Annotated in this window: 16 protein-coding genes and 6 pseudogenes; 10 read left to right on the forward strand and 12 right to left on the reverse strand. The window is 68.4% G+C overall.

The genetic code is table 11. The features are described 5' to 3' along the window. The 5 genes and pseudogenes from ABZ656_RS48625 to ABZ656_RS48645 form a co-directional block, all read right to left on the reverse strand. Window positions 1-177: pseudogene (locus ABZ656_RS48625) on the reverse strand (ABC transporter permease); the annotation flags it as partial. Between the two features lie 51 nt (window positions 178-228). Beyond that, window positions 229-387: a hypothetical protein gene (locus ABZ656_RS48630; RefSeq protein WP_180362183.1), complete on the reverse strand. Its 159-nt coding sequence runs from the start codon at window positions 385-387 to the stop codon at window positions 229-231. Window positions 388-499: 112 nt separating this feature from the next. Continuing rightward, window positions 500-1435, reverse strand: coding sequence for a PDR/VanB family oxidoreductase (locus tag ABZ656_RS48635; protein WP_101402059.1), 936 nt, complete (start codon window positions 1433-1435; stop codon window positions 500-502). After that, window positions 1432-1623, reverse strand: coding sequence for a hypothetical protein (locus ABZ656_RS48640; RefSeq protein WP_101402060.1), 192 nt, complete (start codon window positions 1621-1623; stop codon window positions 1432-1434). The genes ABZ656_RS48635 and ABZ656_RS48640 overlap by 4 nt, the downstream gene beginning before the upstream one ends. Further along, complete coding sequence (locus ABZ656_RS48645; protein ID WP_101402061.1) at window positions 1620-2684, reverse strand: Rieske 2Fe-2S domain-containing protein; 1065 nt, start codon at window positions 2682-2684, stop codon at window positions 1620-1622. Before ABZ656_RS48645 ends, ABZ656_RS48640 begins: the two co-directional genes overlap by 4 nt. Before the next feature lie 636 nt (window positions 2685-3320). On the opposite strand from ABZ656_RS48645, the pseudogene ABZ656_RS48650 reads away from it, so the two are divergent. Both ABZ656_RS48650 and ABZ656_RS48655 read left to right on the forward strand, forming a co-directional pair. Further along, window positions 3321-4124, forward strand: a pseudogene (locus ABZ656_RS48650) (ROK family protein). Window positions 4125-4236: 112 nt separating this feature from the next. Further along, window positions 4237-4389, forward strand: a pseudogene (locus tag ABZ656_RS48655) (ATP-binding cassette domain-containing protein); the annotation flags it as partial. A 260-nt stretch (window positions 4390-4649) separates the two neighbouring features. Here the strand turns inward: ABZ656_RS48655 and ABZ656_RS48660 are convergent. Beyond that, window positions 4650-5003, reverse strand: a complete 354-nt coding sequence (locus ABZ656_RS48660; RefSeq protein ID WP_360277783.1) for a helix-turn-helix transcriptional regulator — start codon at window positions 5001-5003, stop codon at window positions 4650-4652. A gap of 111 nt (window positions 5004-5114) precedes the next feature. Here ABZ656_RS48660 and ABZ656_RS48665 point away from each other — a divergent pair, with 111 nt between their 5' ends. Beyond that, on the forward strand, window positions 5115-6227 hold the full coding sequence (locus tag ABZ656_RS48665; protein WP_360277786.1) for an alkene reductase: 1113 nt from the start codon (window positions 5115-5117) through the stop codon (window positions 6225-6227). 372 nt (window positions 6228-6599) lie between these two features. Here the strand turns inward: ABZ656_RS48665 and ABZ656_RS48670 are convergent. After that, a pseudogene (locus ABZ656_RS48670) lies at window positions 6600-6979 on the reverse strand (hypothetical protein); the annotation flags it as partial. Between the two features lie 137 nt (window positions 6980-7116). Here ABZ656_RS48670 and ABZ656_RS48675 point away from each other — a divergent pair. The 4 genes and pseudogenes from ABZ656_RS48675 to ABZ656_RS48690 all read left to right on the forward strand — a co-directional run. Next, window positions 7117-8280, forward strand: a complete 1164-nt coding sequence (locus ABZ656_RS48675) for a tyrosine-type recombinase/integrase (protein ID WP_360277789.1) — start codon at window positions 7117-7119, stop codon at window positions 8278-8280. Between the two features lie 59 nt (window positions 8281-8339). Next, entirely contained in the window at window positions 8340-10751 is a 2412-nt protein-coding gene (locus ABZ656_RS48680) for a tyrosine-type recombinase/integrase (protein WP_360277793.1), read from the forward strand. Next, complete coding sequence (locus ABZ656_RS48685) at window positions 10748-11263, forward strand: DUF6262 family protein (RefSeq protein ID WP_101402064.1); 516 nt, start codon at window positions 10748-10750, stop codon at window positions 11261-11263. Before ABZ656_RS48680 ends, ABZ656_RS48685 begins: the two co-directional genes overlap by 4 nt. Window positions 11264-11290: 27 nt before the next feature. Next, a pseudogene (locus ABZ656_RS48690) lies at window positions 11291-11692 on the forward strand (MFS transporter); the annotation flags it as partial. Between the two features lie 191 nt (window positions 11693-11883). Here ABZ656_RS48690 and ABZ656_RS48695 read toward each other — a convergent pair. After that, window positions 11884-12333 (reverse strand): hypothetical protein, encoded by a 450-nt coding sequence (locus ABZ656_RS48695; RefSeq protein ID WP_067385658.1) that lies wholly within the window; start codon window positions 12331-12333, stop codon window positions 11884-11886. A gap of 119 nt (window positions 12334-12452) precedes the next feature. After that, window positions 12453-12638: a hypothetical protein gene (locus tag ABZ656_RS48700; RefSeq protein WP_360277798.1), complete on the reverse strand. Its 186-nt coding sequence runs from the start codon at window positions 12636-12638 to the stop codon at window positions 12453-12455. Here ABZ656_RS48700 and ABZ656_RS48705 point away from each other — a divergent pair. After that, window positions 12637-12846 (forward strand): hypothetical protein, encoded by a 210-nt coding sequence (locus ABZ656_RS48705; RefSeq protein WP_079174468.1) that lies wholly within the window; start codon window positions 12637-12639, stop codon window positions 12844-12846. The two genes, ABZ656_RS48700 and ABZ656_RS48705, sit on opposite strands and share 2 nt — an antisense overlap. Window positions 12847-12982: 136 nt before the next feature. Here the strand turns inward: ABZ656_RS48705 and ABZ656_RS48710 are convergent, their stop codons facing one another. Continuing rightward, on the reverse strand, window positions 12983-13702 hold the full coding sequence (locus ABZ656_RS48710) for an SDR family NAD(P)-dependent oxidoreductase (RefSeq protein ID WP_180362184.1): 720 nt from the start codon (window positions 13700-13702) through the stop codon (window positions 12983-12985). Between the two features lie 88 nt (window positions 13703-13790). Here ABZ656_RS48710 and ABZ656_RS48715 point away from each other — a divergent pair, with 88 nt between their 5' ends. Then, complete coding sequence (locus ABZ656_RS48715; RefSeq protein ID WP_101403927.1) at window positions 13791-14399, forward strand: TetR/AcrR family transcriptional regulator; 609 nt, start codon at window positions 13791-13793, stop codon at window positions 14397-14399. Between the two features lie 481 nt (window positions 14400-14880). Here the strand turns inward: ABZ656_RS48715 and ABZ656_RS48720 are convergent. Continuing rightward, window positions 14881-14994: pseudogene (locus tag ABZ656_RS48720) on the reverse strand (transcriptional regulator); the annotation flags it as partial. A gap of 174 nt (window positions 14995-15168) precedes the next feature. Continuing rightward, on the reverse strand, window positions 15169-15522 hold the full coding sequence (locus ABZ656_RS48725; protein ID WP_009342689.1) for a helix-turn-helix transcriptional regulator: 354 nt from the start codon (window positions 15520-15522) through the stop codon (window positions 15169-15171). A 170-nt stretch (window positions 15523-15692) separates the two neighbouring features. Between ABZ656_RS48725 and ABZ656_RS48730 the strand changes: the two genes are divergently transcribed. Continuing rightward, the coding region (locus ABZ656_RS48730; protein WP_360277803.1) for an aldehyde dehydrogenase family protein at window positions 15693-16648 on the forward strand (956 nt) is incomplete at its 3' end.

Here is a 16648-nt window from a genome sequence, read left to right on the forward strand (position 1 = left end):
GAGCAGGACGGCGAGGGGGATCAGGGCGACGGAGGGGATCGGGCGCAGGAACTCGATCGTCGAGGCGGTGGCCTCGCGCGGACACGGCACGACCGAGACGAGCAACCCCACGACGACACCCGCGCCGACCGCTATCGCCAGGCCCAGCGCCCAGCCGGTCAGGGTGTCACCGAGGGCCGGCCTGTCGGGACAATGTCGTCTGCACAGGATCGTCGATGTCGCGCCTCTCTACCTGGGCCGGCAGAAGGGCTTCTTCAGCATGGCGACCAGAAAGGATCCGACCGCGAGACCGGCGAGCAGACGACGCATGGCTCCTGCGCTCGGCCAGGAGGTCACGGACCACGCCTTCTGGATCTTGACGGTGGCGAGCGCCGGCTCGACCACCATCGCGGAGGTAGAGCCCTCGTACGGCGGGGTCAATGGCTTTGGCTGACAATATTGTTGACAGTTGGTGCCGGGTCGGGGCCCGCGCCGAGGCGGGCCTCCAGAACCCCGCGGCTCACAAGTCCAGCACGAGCCGCTTCCCGAGGCACCGGGAGACGCAGATGAGCATGGTCTCGCCCGCCTCCCGCTCCTCGTCCGTGAGCACCGAGTCCCGGTGGTCCGGGGTCCCTTCCAGGACGTCCGTCTCGCAGGTCCCGCAGGTGCCCTCGGTGCAGGAGAAGAGCACCTCGACGCCCGCGCCGCGCACGGTGTCGAGCACGGAGACATCCGCGGGGACGGTCAGCGTACGCCCGCTGCGTGCGAGCTCCACCTCGAACTCGCCGTCCCCGCCCGTCTCCTGAACCTTCGGCCGGAAACGCTCGACGCGCAGCAGCCCGGCGGGGCAGCGCGCCTCCACCGCGTCCAGCAGCGGGCCGGGACCGCAGCAGTAGACGAGTGTGCCCTCGGGGACCCCGGTCAGGACGGAGTCGAGGTCCAGCAGTCCGCACTCGTCCTGCGGGGCGACCGTCACCCGATCCCCGTACCGCTCCAACTCCCCGGTGAACGCCATGGAGTCGCGTGTCCGCCCGCCGTACAGCAGCGTCCACTCGGCGCCCGCCGCCTCCGCCGCGGCGAGCATCGGCAGGATCGGGGTGACGCCGATGCCGCCCGCGACGAAGCGGTAGCGGGCGGCGGGTGCGAGAGCGAAGTGGTTGCGCGGGCCGCGGACCCGGACCTTGTCGCCCGCGCCCAACTGCTCGTGCACGTATGAGGATCCACCGCGCCCGTCCGCTTCCCGCAGCACCGCGATCCGCCACGCCCGACCGTCCGCGGGATCCCCGCACAGCGAATACTGCCGCTCAAGGCCGACCCCGAGCACGACGTCGATGTGGGCGCCGGGCTCCCAGGCGGGGAGTTCCTCGCCGAGAGGATGGCGCAGGGTGAGGGACAGCACGCCATCGGCGACGAACTCTCTTCTGTCCACGACGAGTTCGACTTCGTAGGAGCTCATGATCCAAGCCCCCGTGACTCGTGCGGCCGATGTCCTTCGGGGTGGCCGAGCATCCACTCCCACATCTCGATCGGGTCCTGGGCGCTGTGCTCGGCACCGCAGTGGCAGGTGCCGTGCAGCACATCGGTACCCGGGATCCAGTCGATGCGGTAGATCTCGCGGGCCGCGAAGCGGGGAGGCGTGGTCACAGGACCTTCTCCATCGGCTTGTCGCCCTCCTCGACCAGGCGGGCGAGGATGCGGCGGGCCGCGAGACCGCCGGTGTCGATGTTGATGCTCAGCTCCTGGTAGCCCGTCCGCTCGGTGCCGAGCGTCTTCTGCAGCAGGTTGAGCGCGTCCACGTCCTGCATCACCACGGTGTGGTTGAAGTCCCTCAGAAACGTGGTGACTTCCTCGTCCTCCTTCGCGAAGTCCCGGGAGACCGCCCAGAAGTCGTAGACATGGCCGTCGCTCGACGGAGTGATCGCGTAGGTGATCTCGGTGTGGAAGCCGTTCGGGTCGCTGCCGTCCGCCTCGGGCAGCACCCCGACCGGGGCGATCCGGCTGTGCAGCAGATACAGGCACGGCGCGTGGTACTCGATGTCCTGCCAGCGGGTGATCCGGCCCTCGATGCCGGTCGAACGGGCGTAGAACGGCGGACACTCGGCGTCGTCCATGTGCCGGCTGACCCGCACGATGCCCGCGCCCTCGTCGACCTCGGTGGTGATCGGCGTCTCGGCGACCTCGGGGGTGCCGATGTAACCGCCGTGCAGATACGTCTCGTGCGAGAGGTCGAGCAGATTGTCGACCAGCAGCCCGTAGTCGGCGTCGATGGGCTCCATGCCGCAGACGGTGGTCCAGTCCGGCGAGTCCATGTGCCGGGCGCGGGGGACGGACCCCGGGTCGGCGAGTGCCGGGTCGCCGATCCAGACCCAGACGAACGAGTCCTGCTCGACGACGGGGTACGAGGCGACCCGGGCCGTGCGCGGTATGCGTTTTTGCCCCGGAACGTACACGCAGCTGCCGGTCGTGTCGTACGTGAACCCGTGGTACCCGCACACGATCCGGTCGCCGTCGAGCCGGCTCTCCGAGAGCGGGAAGCGGCGGTGCACACAGCGGTCCGCCAGGGCGACGGCCGTCCCGTCGTCCTCGGTCCGGTAGAAGACGAGCGGTTCACCGAGGATCGTCCGCCCGAGCAACTCCCGCCCGACCTCGTGCGAGTAGGCGGCGACGTACCACTGGTTCCTGGCGAAGGCGGTCATGTGAGGCATGGGGGTTCCCGTCCCTGTCGGCGGGGCGTCGTCGCCCCGCGTGCCGTGGTTGGGAACAGGGTCGTGATGTGCGCGGTGGCTCGGCAAGGCGGCTTCTGTCAGGCGGAAGAACTTCCGCAAAGAGGCTGGTCAGAGCGCTGTTCCGTCAACCCGTAGTCACCGGGGTGTAGGGCCGAGTGGTGCTGCTGTTCGGTTCACGCTTGAGGCAGCCGCAGACGGGGACGGCGAGTGCGGCTACTCACTGCACGACATTAAGCGCCCTAATATGTTCACTTAGTTCCAACTGTGGGATTCTTCTGTCTGCGGATGCCTGGTACAGCGGCAAGAATCAGCATTACTGCAGGTCAACTACTGCTCTTTTTGTCGCCCGCGGCCCTCGGGTCGAATCCGGGTCGAATCCGTCCCCCTTAAGGCTGTTGAGAGTGTCGTCGCTGGTCAGAGCGGTGTGAGGCCATGCGCTGGTTCGCCTCGCGTATGGGGGCGGCGCGACGAGCAGGCGGACCGATGAACCGCTGAAGGCGCTCTGAGTTGCTATCGCCGGCGGCCAGGGGCAGGGAACTCGCCAGGAGATTCTTCGCATCTGGTGGCGCACGCCTTTCGTGATCACGACCTGCGGAAGTACCGTCAGGCGGACAACTGGTGGACGAAGGCCCGGGAACGGCGGATCTTGGCCGGGACCGACCTGGCGAGCACCAGAGGCCATACGGGGGATGAGCGGTGGACCGGCTACGTGGCCGCCGCCTCGCGCGGCGGCCGACGCTCTCACGCCATCCGGTACAACCCGGAACTGCGATTCCTCGGCGCCGACATCAGCACAACCTCGGTCGACGGCGCCGTCACGAACGCCGAACTCGATATCTCGGTCCTCTCAACGAGTCCATGGACGTCCGCGAGGGCCTGTTCGCGGTGCGCGAGCAAGTCCTCCCCATGGCTGCGAAGGTGAGGGAGTTCAACATCCTCTGTGTCAAGACCGGCACCGTCGGCGGCGGTGAGGTCCACCGCGGGGTGACGGACGCCCGTGCGCCTCCGCAAATGGGGCTGCCTGGAAGCCCGCTGCAGCGGGGTGGCACTCGCGCGGGACGCCGTGGAGGCGGCCGAGCAGGGTCGGTCGGCGGAACTCGCCTCGCGGATCGAGGCGATCGGAACCCTGACCGCCGCCGGCGACGCCATCGCGCTCGACCTGATCCGCGAGGGCGGCAACCGCACCGGCCACGTCATCGTCGGCCTGGTCTGCTTCTTCAACCCGGGTCTGGTGGTGATCGGCGGCGGGGTGACCGGCCTCGGCACACCCTGCTCTTCGCGGTCCGCGCCCAGCTCTACCGTCAGTGGCTGCCCCTCGTCACGGGCAACCTGCCCACCGTGCTGGGGGAGTTGGGGCCTACCGCCGGAGTCATCGGCGCGCCCCGCCTCATCAGCGACCACCTCTTCTCACCCGCGTAACCAACCACTTCGGTACAGCTCACCGCGTATGGCGCCCTGCTCCGTCGTGCCCCGAACCCGCCTGCCCGAAAGCACCCTGCAACCGGCCCGCACGCCCGCCAAGGGGATTCGCATGGCACCAGAAGCACCGCTGCTCAGCATGTCCGGCATCACCAAGTCGTTCCCCGGAGGCCGGCCCCTCGACGGCATCGACCTCGACGTCCAGGCCGACGAAGTGCACTGCCTGCTCGGCCAGAACGGGGCCGGCAAGTCCACCCTCATCAAGCGTGCGCGGACGTTCTCTGCCCGCGATGCGCCATGCCCCCACCGGATACGCGGCCGGTATCGCCGTCCACTGACTCAAGTGGCGGCGCGCACGGCGTCGGTGGCGATCGAGGCGGCCGTGCGCCGGTTCACGTGCCTGACGCCGTGGTGCGAGGCGGTCGCGTTCGTTGACCAGATCCAGGACTGAACAGGCCGTACGAGTGCGTCATGCCGCTGCGGCGGATCCGGTTCGTCGCGGCCACGGAGGGGCGCCCCGGAGGGTCAGGCGCTCTCGGCGTTCACGTAGGGCTCCACGCGGCCGACGCTCTCCTTGAGGACGAGGTCGAGCAGTCCGGGGAAGCGCTGGTCCAGATCTTCCTTGCGCAGGGTGTTGAAACGGCGGGTGCCGACATCGTGCTGCCGTATGAGACCGGCCTCGCGCAGGACGCGGAAGTGGCGGGTGAGTACGGACGGGGTCACGTCCTGCGTGAAGCCGCTGCAGGCCAGACCAGGGGAGGCGGCAAGAGTGACGACGATGGTGAGCCGGGTCTCGTCGGTCAGAGCGCTCATGATCTTGAAGAGGTCGAAGTCGTCCATGTCGGGGTGGACGAGCGGGGACGAGGTGCGGCTGGCCATGAGGGAAGGCTACCGCCAAGGCCACATGTACGCGTCGACGCGTACATGAGTTACAGTGAAGGAACGGAATGACCTTCATCCAGTTATCCACCGCAATACAGAAGGACACCCATGCCCGTCAATACTTCAGACCCTTCGCCTGCTCCGTCGCTTTTCTCCCCCGTGACCTTCGGGAAGATCGAGCTCGCCAACCGCATCGTCATGGCACCGCTGACCCGGGTCCGGGCCGGTTCCTCCGGCATCCCCGGGGACCTGATGGTCGAGTACTACCGGCAGCGGGCGAGCGTCGGACTGATCATCACCGAGGGCACCTACCCCGACCATGCGTCGCAGGGGTGGGTCGGCGCGCCGGGCATCGCCACCGACGAGCAGACGGCCGGCTGGCAGCGGGTGACCGAGGCGGTGCACGCCGAGGGCGGCCGCATTGTCCTGCAGATCATGCACGCCGGCCGCGCCGCACACCCCGACATCAACGGCGGCCGGCGCGTCCTCGCCCCCAGCGCGATCGCCATCGACGGCAAGGTGCTCACGGGGAAGGGCGAGCAGCCCTTCCCCATACCGGAAGCGATGACCACCGCCGAGGCCCAGGCCGCCCTGCAGGACTTCGTCGCAGCGGCCCGCCGGGCCGTCGAGGCGGGAGCGGACGGCGTGGAAATCCACGGCGCCAACGGCTACCTGCTCCACCAGTTCCTCTCCCCGGCGGCCAACCAGCGCACCGATGAATACGGAGGCTCGCCGCAGAACCGGGCTCGCTTCGTCGTCGAGGTGGTCACGGAGGTCGCGAAGGCCGTCGGTGCCGAGCGGGTCGGGCTGCGGATCTCGCCGGAGATCAACATCTCGGACACCTTCGAGACCGACCGGGATGACGTCCTGGCCACCTACGGCACGCTGGCGGACCAACTGCGCCCGCTGGGGCTGGCCTACCTTTCCGTGCTGCACGGCGAGCCGGGGGGCGAGCTGGTGCAGGAGCTGCGGCAGCGCTTCGCCGGCAAGCTGATCGTCAACAACGGTTTCCTCGGGGGGCAGACCACCCGCGAGGACGCGACGCAGTTGATCGAGGCCGACCACGCCGACGCCGTGGTCGTGGGCCGAGCCCTGATCGCCAACCCCGACCTGGTCGAACGCTGGCAGAACGGGCACCCCGAGAACGAGCCGCGGCCGGAACTCTTCTACGCGCCGGGCGCGGAAGGCTACACCGACTACCCCTTCCTCCAGGCGGGCTGAGGTCTCACGGTCACGCCAGGGCCGTGGCGGAGATGCCGGCGAGTTGATCCAACTGCTGTGGGCTGAGGCGGTCGATGACCAGCTGACGCACGTGCCGGCTGTGGCCGGGGGCCGGCTGGGTCAGTGCTGCCGGCAGACCCCTGCAGGGTGATCTGGACGTGGCTGGCGCGAGAGTCGTCGCGCCATGCGGCCCGTCACTGCACCCCGGGGCGTCGACTTCGTCCGCGACGACACCTCCGGCGGCGCGGCCTGCAAGGTCTACCTGGCGCGGGCGCGAGCGTACCGCTTCAACGCCTGACGGCCTGACCGCGTGAACCACCGGCACCGTGCCGGGGAGTCGTCCTCGGCACGGTGCGGTGGGAGGAAGCGCCGAAGCCACCAGGCCCGGTTGCCGAAGATCGTCATGGCGGCCGGCGCCAGCGCCATGCGGTCGACGAACGCGTCCAAGCGCGTGCCCTTGATGACCTGCATGTCGGCGAGGACGAAGGACCGAAGACCGCGATCATGATGAGCGCGGCGGCCGTGACGATCTTCGCACCATGCCCGGAGCCCCTGACCGTCGCGTCGACCGGTGGAGCACCGTGGCGTACTCCTCCCGCATCCGAGACCGCCACCGTGGCGGCGGCACCCAGGCCCATGACAGTGCGGAGGGGGACGTTCGCCACGGACAGCGGGGCTGGCGCGATCACCACGGTGGTGCCGGCGAAGACCACCGCGCCGCCTGCCGTACCGGTCGCGAGTCCCGCGGATTCCCCTGGGTTCTCTGGGGTTTTGATGGCTGTGGTGTGACATTGCTCCTCTTGCCATCGTTTGGTGTATTACGACGGTTCTCGGGGGGTGTGGCTCTTGTAGTGGATCGTTGCGATCGACATACGGAGCATGGGAACGAATGTACGAAACGTTTCTCGTCTCAATGCCGTCGGGGACCCGGTACTGGACCGTGGTGGACGACGAGCTGGAGGTCATGCCGGAGGCGGACCGGTTCCTGAGGGAAGTACGCCTGGCCCGGGGCCGCGCAGAGACGACAACGAAGGCGTACGCCGAGGCGGTGACCTTGTTCCTGCGCTGGTGCGCGGGCACCGGGCGGGACTGGTCGACAGCGGCCCGGGATATGGGGCTGTTCATGGTGTGGCTGCGGTGGGCGCCGGGCAACGGTGGCCACCGCCGGGCCGTGGTCCCGGGGCCGGGAGGAAAGCCGGTCCGCGGGGATGCGCGAATCAACAAGGTGCTGACCGCGGTACGGATGTTCCTGCTTCACGCGGTGGTCAACAAGGTCGCGCCGGCCTGGGTTCTTGAGCAGCTCTACGAGCTGGGGGATGACCGTGACCTGCCGGTGGAGGCACGGGGCGAGAGCGGTGGGATGCGGTATCGGCTGCGGGCCCGTCACCGGCTGCAGGAGCCGGAGACGGAGGTGGACCGGGCCAGCGACGAGGAAGTCGTGGCGATGCTGCGGGCCTGTCGGTCGGCCCGGGACAGGTTGATCGTGCTGCTGCTGTCCCGGGTGGGGTTGCGTCCGGGACAGGTCGCGGGGCTGCACCGCTGTGATGTCCACCTGCTGATGGATTCGCGCTCGCTGGGGTGCGGTGTCGAGGGGGCCCATCTGCACGTGATCCGGCGGCAGAACGTGAATGGCGCCTGGTCGAAGTCGAGGAAGTCGTGGGTGATGCCGGTGGACTTCCTGGTGGTGCAGGCCGCCGACCAGTACGCGGTGGAGCGTTACGAGCTCCTCGGGGAGGGCGGAAGCGACTTCTTGCTGGTCAACCTCTTCCGCCCGCCCTTTGGTTCGCCGGTGACCACCGGCGCGATCGGAGAGCTGTGCGAGTCGCTGTCGGGACGGGTGGGGCTGGGCCGCCAGGTTGGGCCGCGGATGTGCCGGCATGCGATGGCCAGCAACGTCGTGGATGCCGGCGGCACGCTGGATGAGGTTCAGGCCCTGCTGGGCCAGAAGAACCCGGCGTCGCCCCGTCCCTACCTGCATCCGGACCGCTCACGCCTGCGCGCGGCCGTTGAGCGTGTGCCCTCGCCCCGCTTGACCGAGGGGGAGGCCCGGTGACCCTGGCACTCGCAATGCCCCGACACGGGGCAGGGGAAGACACGGTCACCGCTGGGCTCATGGGCGCCGTCCAGCCGGAGTTCCTGCAGCTGCTCAGCTGGGATCCTCACGTGCGGGTTCTGCTGCTGCCTCGCTCGCACCCGCAGTTCAGCGGGGAGGATTGCCTGGTGGCTGGCTGCGACAAGATGTCCTACTTCGCCCACCAGAAGGGAATGTGCACCGGTTGCACCGAGCGGTGGAAGAAGGGCGACCTGCCCTTCGACGAGTTCGTCACCATCAGGCGATCGGGACGGATCGTCGGGTTCTTTCCTTGCCAGGTCGCGCACTGCGAGCGGCCGGGCAGACGCGCGACACTCCTGTGCTCGTCGCATGACTATCAGAGGCGCAAGGTCTACGGGCTCCCGCTGGAGGACTTCCTCGCTCACCCCGAAGTACAGCCGCTGCCCGCCCTGGCGCCTTGCCGGGTCGCGGCCTGTGACCGGCAAGGCGAGACCGGGGGCGGGTACTGCATGCCCCACGCCGACCAGTGCCGTGACCTCCGCCAAGCAGGCGCCTTGGAGGACGAGGATCTTTGGCGGCTGACCACCCCGGCCATCGCAGAGTCCCGCAAGGTCAGCCTGCGCGGGCTGCCCGACCGTGTGGTCGCCGAGATCCTCTTCGGCCTCCAGGAACGGATCGCCCAGGGACTCCTGCACAAGGACTACCTGCTGCGCAATCTGTCCACCAACGCCCGTCTCCAGCAGGTCACTTCACTTGATGAGCTCGACCTGGACGTCCTCTCCCGCCACGACAGGACCCAGGTCAGGGGCTTCCTCAAGCACATCCGCCGCTTCGGCCTGAGCCCGGAGACCGAACGCCACAAGGACGTCTGGGACGCGAGCGTCTTCGGCCTCGGCGGCACCTTCTCCTTCACCGGGATCACCCAGCCCTGGCTGAGGGAAGGGGCCAAGGCCTGGGCCCTCGACGACATCCCCCGGCGCCGCGGAAAGAGCGGCAAGACCACCGTCCAGCGCACCCTGAAGTCCCTGAGCCGCTTCTCCACGAGCCTGCACCTGAGCCGGGACGACCACGGCGTCGACCTGCCTGTGCTCGGCCGCGTCGACATCACTGCCTTCCTGGGCCGGCTGAGCTTCCTCAACGAACGCGGCGACATCTCCGACTGCACGCAGTACATGACCGTCCGTGACACCAGACGCGTGCTGACCCGGCTCAGGACCCTGGGCCTGACCAAGCCCGGCCAGCCCCTGCACGGCCTGGCGGACGACTTCGCCCTCCGCCAGGAGGACGTCCCCGATGACCCCGAGGACTCCGAAGCCGGCCGTGACCTGCCTGCGGAAGTCATGCGGCAGCTCTGCGCCAACCTCGACGCCCTTGAGGCCGTCAGCTCCACAGACGTCCGTACGGCCATCGAGCTGATCATCGATACCGGCAGGCGCCCCAACGAGATCTGCAAACTGTCATGGCAGTGCCTCGACCGCGAAAGCGACGGCAGTCCCGTCCTTGTCTACGACAACACCAAGAACCTTCGGCACGCTCGCCGGCTGCCGATCCCCGGTGCGACCGCCGCGCTCATCCTCAAGCAGCAAGAGCGCGCCCGCGCCCGCTTCCCCGACACCCCGGCCGACAAGCTCAAGCTCTTCCCCGCCACCCTGGCCAACCCCCACGGCACGAAGGCGACAACCTACGAGTGGGTGTCGGCAAAGCACCGAGCCTGGGTGAAGGGCCTGTCCGACTTCCTGGTCCCCACCGTGATCGTCGAAGACGGCAACCGGGTCACCACGATGCTGCCCTTCGACAAGAACAAGATCTACCCCTACGCCTACTGGCACACCTACGCACAGCGGCATGCCGACGCCGGCGTCCCCCAGGACGTTCTGCAGTCGTTGATGGATCACCGCGAAGCCAGCACCACGCAGCGGTACTACCGCGTCGGCGAGAAACGCCGACGCGAAGCGGTCGAGCGGGTCACCACCATGCAGTTCGACCGGCACGGCACACGCGTCTGGCGCCAGGCCAAAACCCTGCTCGACTCCGAACACGCCCGCCGCGCCATCGGTTCCGTCCAAGTCCCCTACGGCACCTGCACTGAACCTTCCAACGTGGCGGCCGGCGGCCACGACTGTCCCGTACGCTTCCGCTGCGTGGGCTGCGGACACTTCCGCACCGACGTCTCCTACCTCCCCGACCTTGAGGCATACCTGGCCGACCTGCTGCGCAACCGTGAACGTCTGGCCGCCTTCGCCGACGCCGACCCCTGGGCCAAGGCCGAGGCCACACCATCCGACGACGAGTTTGCCCGTGTCCGCCGTCTGGTTCAGCGGGTGCGCCAGGACCTCGACGACCTCACCGATGAGGACCGGGCCCAGATTCGCGAGGCAGTCGCGCTGGTCCGCCGCAGCCGCGGCGTCTCCCTGGGCATGCCGCGCGTCCGCCAGCCCCTACCCGACCTTCGCCCGGAGAGAACCGGATGACCAGCATGACCGACGGGCGGCGGGCCGACTCGGCCCGCCGCCGCGAACGCGTTCTCAAGGCCCTCGACGTCCTGCTGCGAGGCGACCAGGACATCACGGTCTCCGGACTGGCCCGCGCGGCACGAGTGGACCGCACCTACCTCTACCGGCACCGCGACCTCCTCGAACGCGTCCACGCCGCCGCAGCAGCCCCACCAGAAGAAGGCCGGATCGCGGCCGTCAGCCGGGCCTCGCTGCGGGCCGACCTGACCAACGCGCTGGAGCGGAACAGGCGGCTGACAGTCCGGGTCCGGCAGTTGGAGAAGCGTCTGTCCGAGAGCCTCGGTGCAACCGCATGGCAGGAATCCGGCCTTGGTGCGTCCGCCGACATCGACCATCTGCAGCGTCGCATCACGTTGCTCGAACAAGACCTGGCCGACATAGGGGGCCAACTCGAGGAGCGGACCGAGGAACTCGATGCGGCGCGGGCGGCTAACCGGGAACTGACCCGGGCACTGAACCAGCCCCGCTGACGCCATCTGCGGCAGAGCGTCGGATCACTCAGTTGCCATCAGGGGGCGGTACATGACTTGATGTCTGTATTGCCCTCCCCGCTGACCGGCTGGCTCGTCGACCGGTACGGCCGTACACCGATAGCCGCAGCCTCCGGCCTCACCCTCCTCGCCACCGGAATCAAATCACCGCCGCCGCGGCGCCTGCCGCGGCTGGGCTGGAACCTGGGCCTCGTCTCCGGCACCGCGATGATCACCGATGCCGTGCCGCTGGCCACCCGCGCCAAGAACCAGGGCATGGCCGACGTCTCCATCGCCATCGCCGGCGCCACCGGAGGCTTCAGCTCCGGCCTCGTCGTCTCCGCCTCCGGCTGCCCCGTCCTCGCCCTCACCGGCGGCATCCTCGCTCTCGCCGTCCTCCCCGCGATCGCCACCAGTGCGAGCAGCCGGTGCCCCGGCCTGCCCCGTCGGGGGAAGCCGGCCGCTCTCACCGTCGACGGCACCGGGCACCGTCGTCCACGTCTTCGCCAGAACCTCATCCGCCCGATGCTGAACTCGACAGAGACCGCCAACCCGTCCTCGGCGGCCTCCAGCCAATGGAGGCGGTGCGGTGGATCAGCTGCGGTGCCACGCCGGTGCGGTCACTTCCAGTCGCTGTTCGATGGCGCCGTCGCTGTTGGCTCCGTTTCTTGGGCGGCCGCTTGCTTGTGCTCGATGAGGGCCGTGGTACCGGCTACCACCGCAGAAAGAGCCACGGCGGCGGACAGCATGGCCGAGGTACGGCTGACGTCGCGCCGCAGGCCCGCAGCCAGGAAAGCGGCGGCATCGACCGAGTCCATGACGATGTTCACCGCAAGAAACTGCTGCTGCTGGGGCCGGGTGAAACTGTCCATCCGTTGCAGTCCAAGCCCGAGAGCAGCGTTGCGGATCGCGAACATCCGCGAATAAGGGATCGCGGGGGTACCGCTGGCCGTGAGCTGGAAAACCCGCGCGGCCAGCCGCGGGGTGAACAAGTGGGTGGCCGCGACGATGAAGCGCCCGGTCGTCAGCGCTCTGCGGGAAGGAACCAGGTGGAGGGGGAATTTGGACATGGAGAATCCTTTCAATCCGGTACGGGCCGGTCAGTTGTTCAGGAGGTGGCGGGTCAGGAATTCGACCTGGTCCGCAACGACGGCGTCGAACGCCGGCAGGCCGCTCATCCTGGGACGCTTCAGCGTGAGTCGGGGCGGGCGAGGCCCGAAGCGGCGTCGAGGCTGTCGATGGCGGTTCGGGCCTCGGACACCGCGGCGGCGATCGCGGCGGCGGCCTGCCCGGCTTGTTCGGGTGTGTGGGACGGCATGACCTGTAGGCGCAGTCTGGCGGAGCCGGTTGGCGCCACGGGGTATTCGACGACCATGGCCGCCACTCCGCGCGGGCTCAGATTACGGGTCCGCGCCTGCGGCCTGCGCCGAACCCGCTACCGGGGTCTGCCGAAAACGCACATCGGGCACGTCCTGACCGCACTGGCCTGCAGCGTCACCCGCATCGCCGACTGGATCGCCGAACCGACCCGTCCCCGGCGGGCACCAAGCCACTTCCGCGCCCTCTGCACCGCCCCCAGCTGACCCCGGCAAGATCACCAACAGAGTCGCGGCATTGGCCCTAGGCTGAAACGGCTGCTTGCCTTCGGCTTCGCGGGAGACGGGAGTCCATTCGGCCCACTCGGTGAGGTGTTGCCGGGGGAAGGATTTCTGTGGGGGTTCAGAGCGCGGCGACGACGCGTCGTAGTGTGCCCGGCGCGATGCGCAGCATGGCGGGCATGACTTTCGTCTGGCCGGGGAATGCCATGTTCCGCCGCCGCTGAAGAGCTTTCATCGTGACCGCCGCCACTTGTGCGGGAGTCAGTTTCTTTCCCGTGGCTTCGGCGTTCATGGGCGTGTCCGTGGACGGTGGGAGGACCTCGAGGACATGGGTGCCCTGCGGGGCGAGTTGACGGCGCAAGCCGTCCGCGAAGCCGTGCAAGCCGGCCTTCACCGCGCCGTGAGTAGGCGCGCGAGTGGGTGAGACCAGAGCGAACCCCGAGGTGATGAATACGATCGCGTCGGGCGATGGCCATCGCTCGAGCACTTCACCCGTCAAGTGGATGGGGGCGGTGAGGTTCAGTGCCACCTCGGCATCGAGAGTCGCATTGGGGTTCTTGCCGGCGGCGTAGTCGCGTTCCTCGAACGTACCGGCGTTGTTGACCAGCACGTCCAAACGCCCGAAGCGATCAGCGACTGCTTGCAACAGCGCTGCCCGGTCAGCTGCGTCCGTCACATCAGCCCGCACGGCCAGCGCCTGCGGGTGTGCCTGCGCGAATCGGTCCAGCGCAGCCTGTGACCGCCCGCAGACGACGACGGACGCCCCGAGTTCCACGAAGGATTGGGCGAGGCTCAAGCCGATGCCTGAGGTTCCGCCAGTGATGAGCACGATCTGTGACATGATGTCACCCTTCGTTATTGCGTACCGATTGGTACGCAACACGTTAGCGCATCCGTACCGATCGGTACCGAAGGAGTAGGATGAAGAAATGACCTCGACGACACCGGCCCCTCCTGGCAGGCCTCGCGCGTTCGACATCGACGAGGCGCTCGATCGTGCCGTCCTGGTGTTTTGGTCAAAGGGTTTCGAGGGCGCCAGCCTTGACGACCTCACCGAAGCGATGGGGATCAGCCGCCCCAGCCTGTACCGGGCGTTCGGCAGCAAGGAAGACCTCTTCTACAAGGCGCTGGAGCGGTACACCGAGGGCTTGACCTCCTACTTCGCTCGAGCTCTGGCAGAGCCCACAAGTGGAGCGGTGGCTACTGCTGTGCTCCACGGGACGGTCGAGGCGGCAACCACGCCGGGACTCCCCACGGGCTGTCTTGGCGTGCAGGGTGCGTTGGCTACCGGGGATGAGAGCCGCCCGGTCCGAGACGCACTCATCGCATGGCGCGAGGAGGGGATAGCCCACTTGACGCGCCGGTTTCAACAGGCGGTGGACGCCGGTGACCTTCCGCCTTCCACAGATCCTCATCTGCTTGCGCTCTACCTGAGAACAGTCGCCAATGGCATCGCCGTCCAGGCCGCGAGTGGTAGTTCCCGCCCTGAACTGCTGCAAGTCGCGAACCTCGCGTTGGGTAGCTGGCCAAAGCCGTAGTCAGCCAGTCAGCCCGGGATCCGCGCACGCACTTCGACTTTCTGTGGTTCGCGCGAGGCCGGCGTGACTGGCGCGACGCGTCCATGGATGACCGGGCGGCGTACGGGTGGTGGCGTCGTCGCGACGAGCGTGGACCTCGTCTGTAGGACACGAGCTGGGACCGGGAGGTGTCCACGGTCAACGGGCCTACGGAATCGCCGCGATGGGTGGAGGAGCTGCGGGTGCGTCACCTGGAGCGGTACCTGATGTCGACGCGGCAGGCGTGTGGGGAGAAGTCGGCCCGCCGGAACACCTGTACGCGGAGGCCATCCGCCGGCCGGCCCTCGAAAACGACGCCCTGCGCAGCGGCGCCGCCGTTCTTCCACTGCCTACCCGCAGCACGCCCGCGCCGTCCTGAATCCGACACCGGCCCCGGAGGCGTCTGGCATGCGAAGGGATGCTGGGCGTGGCGCGCAGCCAACTACCGATGATCAACTGTTCATCAAGCCGTGCGTGCCGGCGGCATCCCGGCTCCCGCCCTTGTCGCGTCGGTGCCCCAGCTGGCCGGCAGTCGTAGTGCCTCCGCCGACGGGGGACCGGGTTCGGCGTGGTACGTCGCCTCCGGGCAAGCGGGTATGTCGGGGCCGGTGGCGTATCGCCTTGCTGGGGCGCCGGTTACTGCCGCTCGGCGCATGAGGTGTTGTTCGATGTGATCGAAGCCGACCGCAAGCTGGACACCTGGCTGCGGTGGGTCGGGTTCGTCGCGGCCACGGAGGGGCGCCCCGGAGGGTCAGGCGCTCTCGGCGTTCACGTAGGGCTCCACGCGGCCGACGCTCTCCTTGAGGACGAGGTCGAGCAGTCCGGGGAAGCGCTGGTCCAGATCTTCCTTGCGCAGGGTGTTGAAACGGCGGGTGCCGACATCGTGCTGCCGTATGAGACCGGCCTCGCGCAGGACGCGGAAGTGGCGGGTGAGTACGGACGCGGTGACGTCCTGGGTGAAGCCGCTGCAGGCCAGGCCGGGGGAGACGGAGAGGGTGACGACGATGGTGAGCCGGGTCTCGTCGGTCAGCGCGCTCATGATCTTGAAGAGGTCGAGGTCGTCCGTGTCGGGGTGGACGAGGGGTGACGAGGTGCGGCTGGCCATGAGGGAAGGATAACCCCCGCCTCATGTTCGCGTCGGCGCGTACATGGGCTACAGTGAAGGCACGGATTGCCCCTTCATCCGTCATCCGCCGGGTTGCCCATCACCGGTACCACGGCATGCCGCCAACGCCTTTGACGGCGCGGCCTGCATCAAGAACGGAGCAACACCCCATGACCACAACACAGGGGATCGAGTCGAGGACGCACCAGAGCGAAACGGCCGCGGAGGCGGTCGGCCGCCTTCGTGCGACCTTCAACACCGGCGTCACCCGCGGACTGGACTGGCGCGTCAACCAGCTGCAGAGGCTGCGGGCACTGCTGGTCGAAAACGAGCAGGAACTGATCGAAGCGCTCTGGGCGGACCTGCGGAAGAACCCCGCCGAGGCGAAGACGCAGGAGATCGACTTCACTGTCGCCGACATCGACGAGACGCTGGCGAATCTGGAGAGCTGGCTTCAGCCTCGCCCGGTGGAGGTTCCCGCCCACTTCGGTCCCACGACCACGGCCTACACCACCTACGACCCGCTCGGGGTCGTCCTGGTGATCGCTCCCTGGAATTTCCCGCTGCACCTTCTCATCGACCCCATCATCGGCGCACTGGCCGCCGGAAACACCGTGGCGGCCAAGCCGAGCGAGATCTCGGTGCACACCTCGGCGGTCGCTTCACGCCTCCTGCGCGAGTACTTCGACCCTGACGTGCTCACCGTGGTCGAGGGGGGCGCCGAGGAGACCACGGCCCTCCTGGCACAGCGCTTCGACCACATCTTCTACACCGGCAACGGCACCGTCGGCCGGATCGTCATGGCCGCAGCCGCCAAGAACCTCACCCCCGTCACGCTCGAACTCGGAGGCAAGTCGCCGGTCTTCGTGGCGCCCGACGCCGATGTGGAGGAGACCGCCAGGCGGCTGGTGGGCGCCAAGTTCGGCAACGCGGGGCAGCAGTGCATAGCCCCCGACTATGTTCTGGCCGATCCTGCGACCGCTGCCGCACTGGTTCCCGCCCTGCGTGCGGCGGTCGAAGCTCAGTTCGGTACCAGCCCGCAGACCGCGGCCGACTTCGGCCGGATCATCAACGAGCGGCATTTCGACCGGCTCACGCGGCTGTTGGATTCCGGCCGGGCGGCGGT

It is taken from the genome of Streptomyces sp. NPDC007095 (genome assembly GCF_040634475.1).
GTDB lineage: Bacteria > Actinomycetota > Actinomycetes > Streptomycetales > Streptomycetaceae > Streptomyces.

Bases quoted from the DNA above. Each gene is read 5' to 3' on its own strand.
- ABZ656_RS48630 (WP_180362183.1), bottom strand. From the start codon at position 387: ATGGTGGTCGAGCCGGCGCTCGCCACCGTCAAGATCCAGAAGGCGTGG.
- ABZ656_RS48635 (WP_101402059.1), bottom strand. From the start codon at position 1,435: ATGAGCTCCTACGAAGTCGAACTCGTCGTGGACAGAAGAGAGTTCGTC.
- ABZ656_RS48645 (WP_101402061.1), bottom strand. From the start codon at position 2,684: ATGCCTCACATGACCGCCTTCGCCAGGAACCAGTGGTACGTCGCCGCC.
- ABZ656_RS48660 (WP_360277783.1), bottom strand. From the start codon at position 5,003: ATGGCCAGCCGCACCTCGTCCCCGCTCGTCCACCCCGACATGGACGAC.
- ABZ656_RS48665 (WP_360277786.1), top strand. From the start codon at position 5,115: ATGCCCGTCAATACTTCAGACCCTTCGCCTGCTCCGTCGCTTTTCTCC.
- ABZ656_RS48675 (WP_360277789.1), top strand. From the start codon at position 7,117: ATGTACGAAACGTTTCTCGTCTCAATGCCGTCGGGGACCCGGTACTGG.
- ABZ656_RS48680 (WP_360277793.1), top strand. From the start codon at position 8,340: ATGGGCGCCGTCCAGCCGGAGTTCCTGCAGCTGCTCAGCTGGGATCCT.
- ABZ656_RS48685 (WP_101402064.1), top strand. From the start codon at position 10,748: ATGACCAGCATGACCGACGGGCGGCGGGCCGACTCGGCCCGCCGCCGC.
- ABZ656_RS48695 (WP_067385658.1), bottom strand. From the start codon at position 12,333: ATGTCCAAATTCCCCCTCCACCTGGTTCCTTCCCGCAGAGCGCTGACG.
- ABZ656_RS48705 (WP_079174468.1), top strand. From the start codon at position 12,637: ATGGCCGCCACTCCGCGCGGGCTCAGATTACGGGTCCGCGCCTGCGGC.
- ABZ656_RS48700 (WP_360277798.1), bottom strand. From the start codon at position 12,638: ATGGTCGTCGAATACCCCGTGGCGCCAACCGGCTCCGCCAGACTGCGC.
- ABZ656_RS48710 (WP_180362184.1), bottom strand. From the start codon at position 13,702: ATGTCACAGATCGTGCTCATCACTGGCGGAACCTCAGGCATCGGCTTG.
- ABZ656_RS48715 (WP_101403927.1), top strand. From the start codon at position 13,791: ATGACCTCGACGACACCGGCCCCTCCTGGCAGGCCTCGCGCGTTCGAC.
- ABZ656_RS48725 (WP_009342689.1), bottom strand. From the start codon at position 15,522: ATGGCCAGCCGCACCTCGTCACCCCTCGTCCACCCCGACACGGACGAC.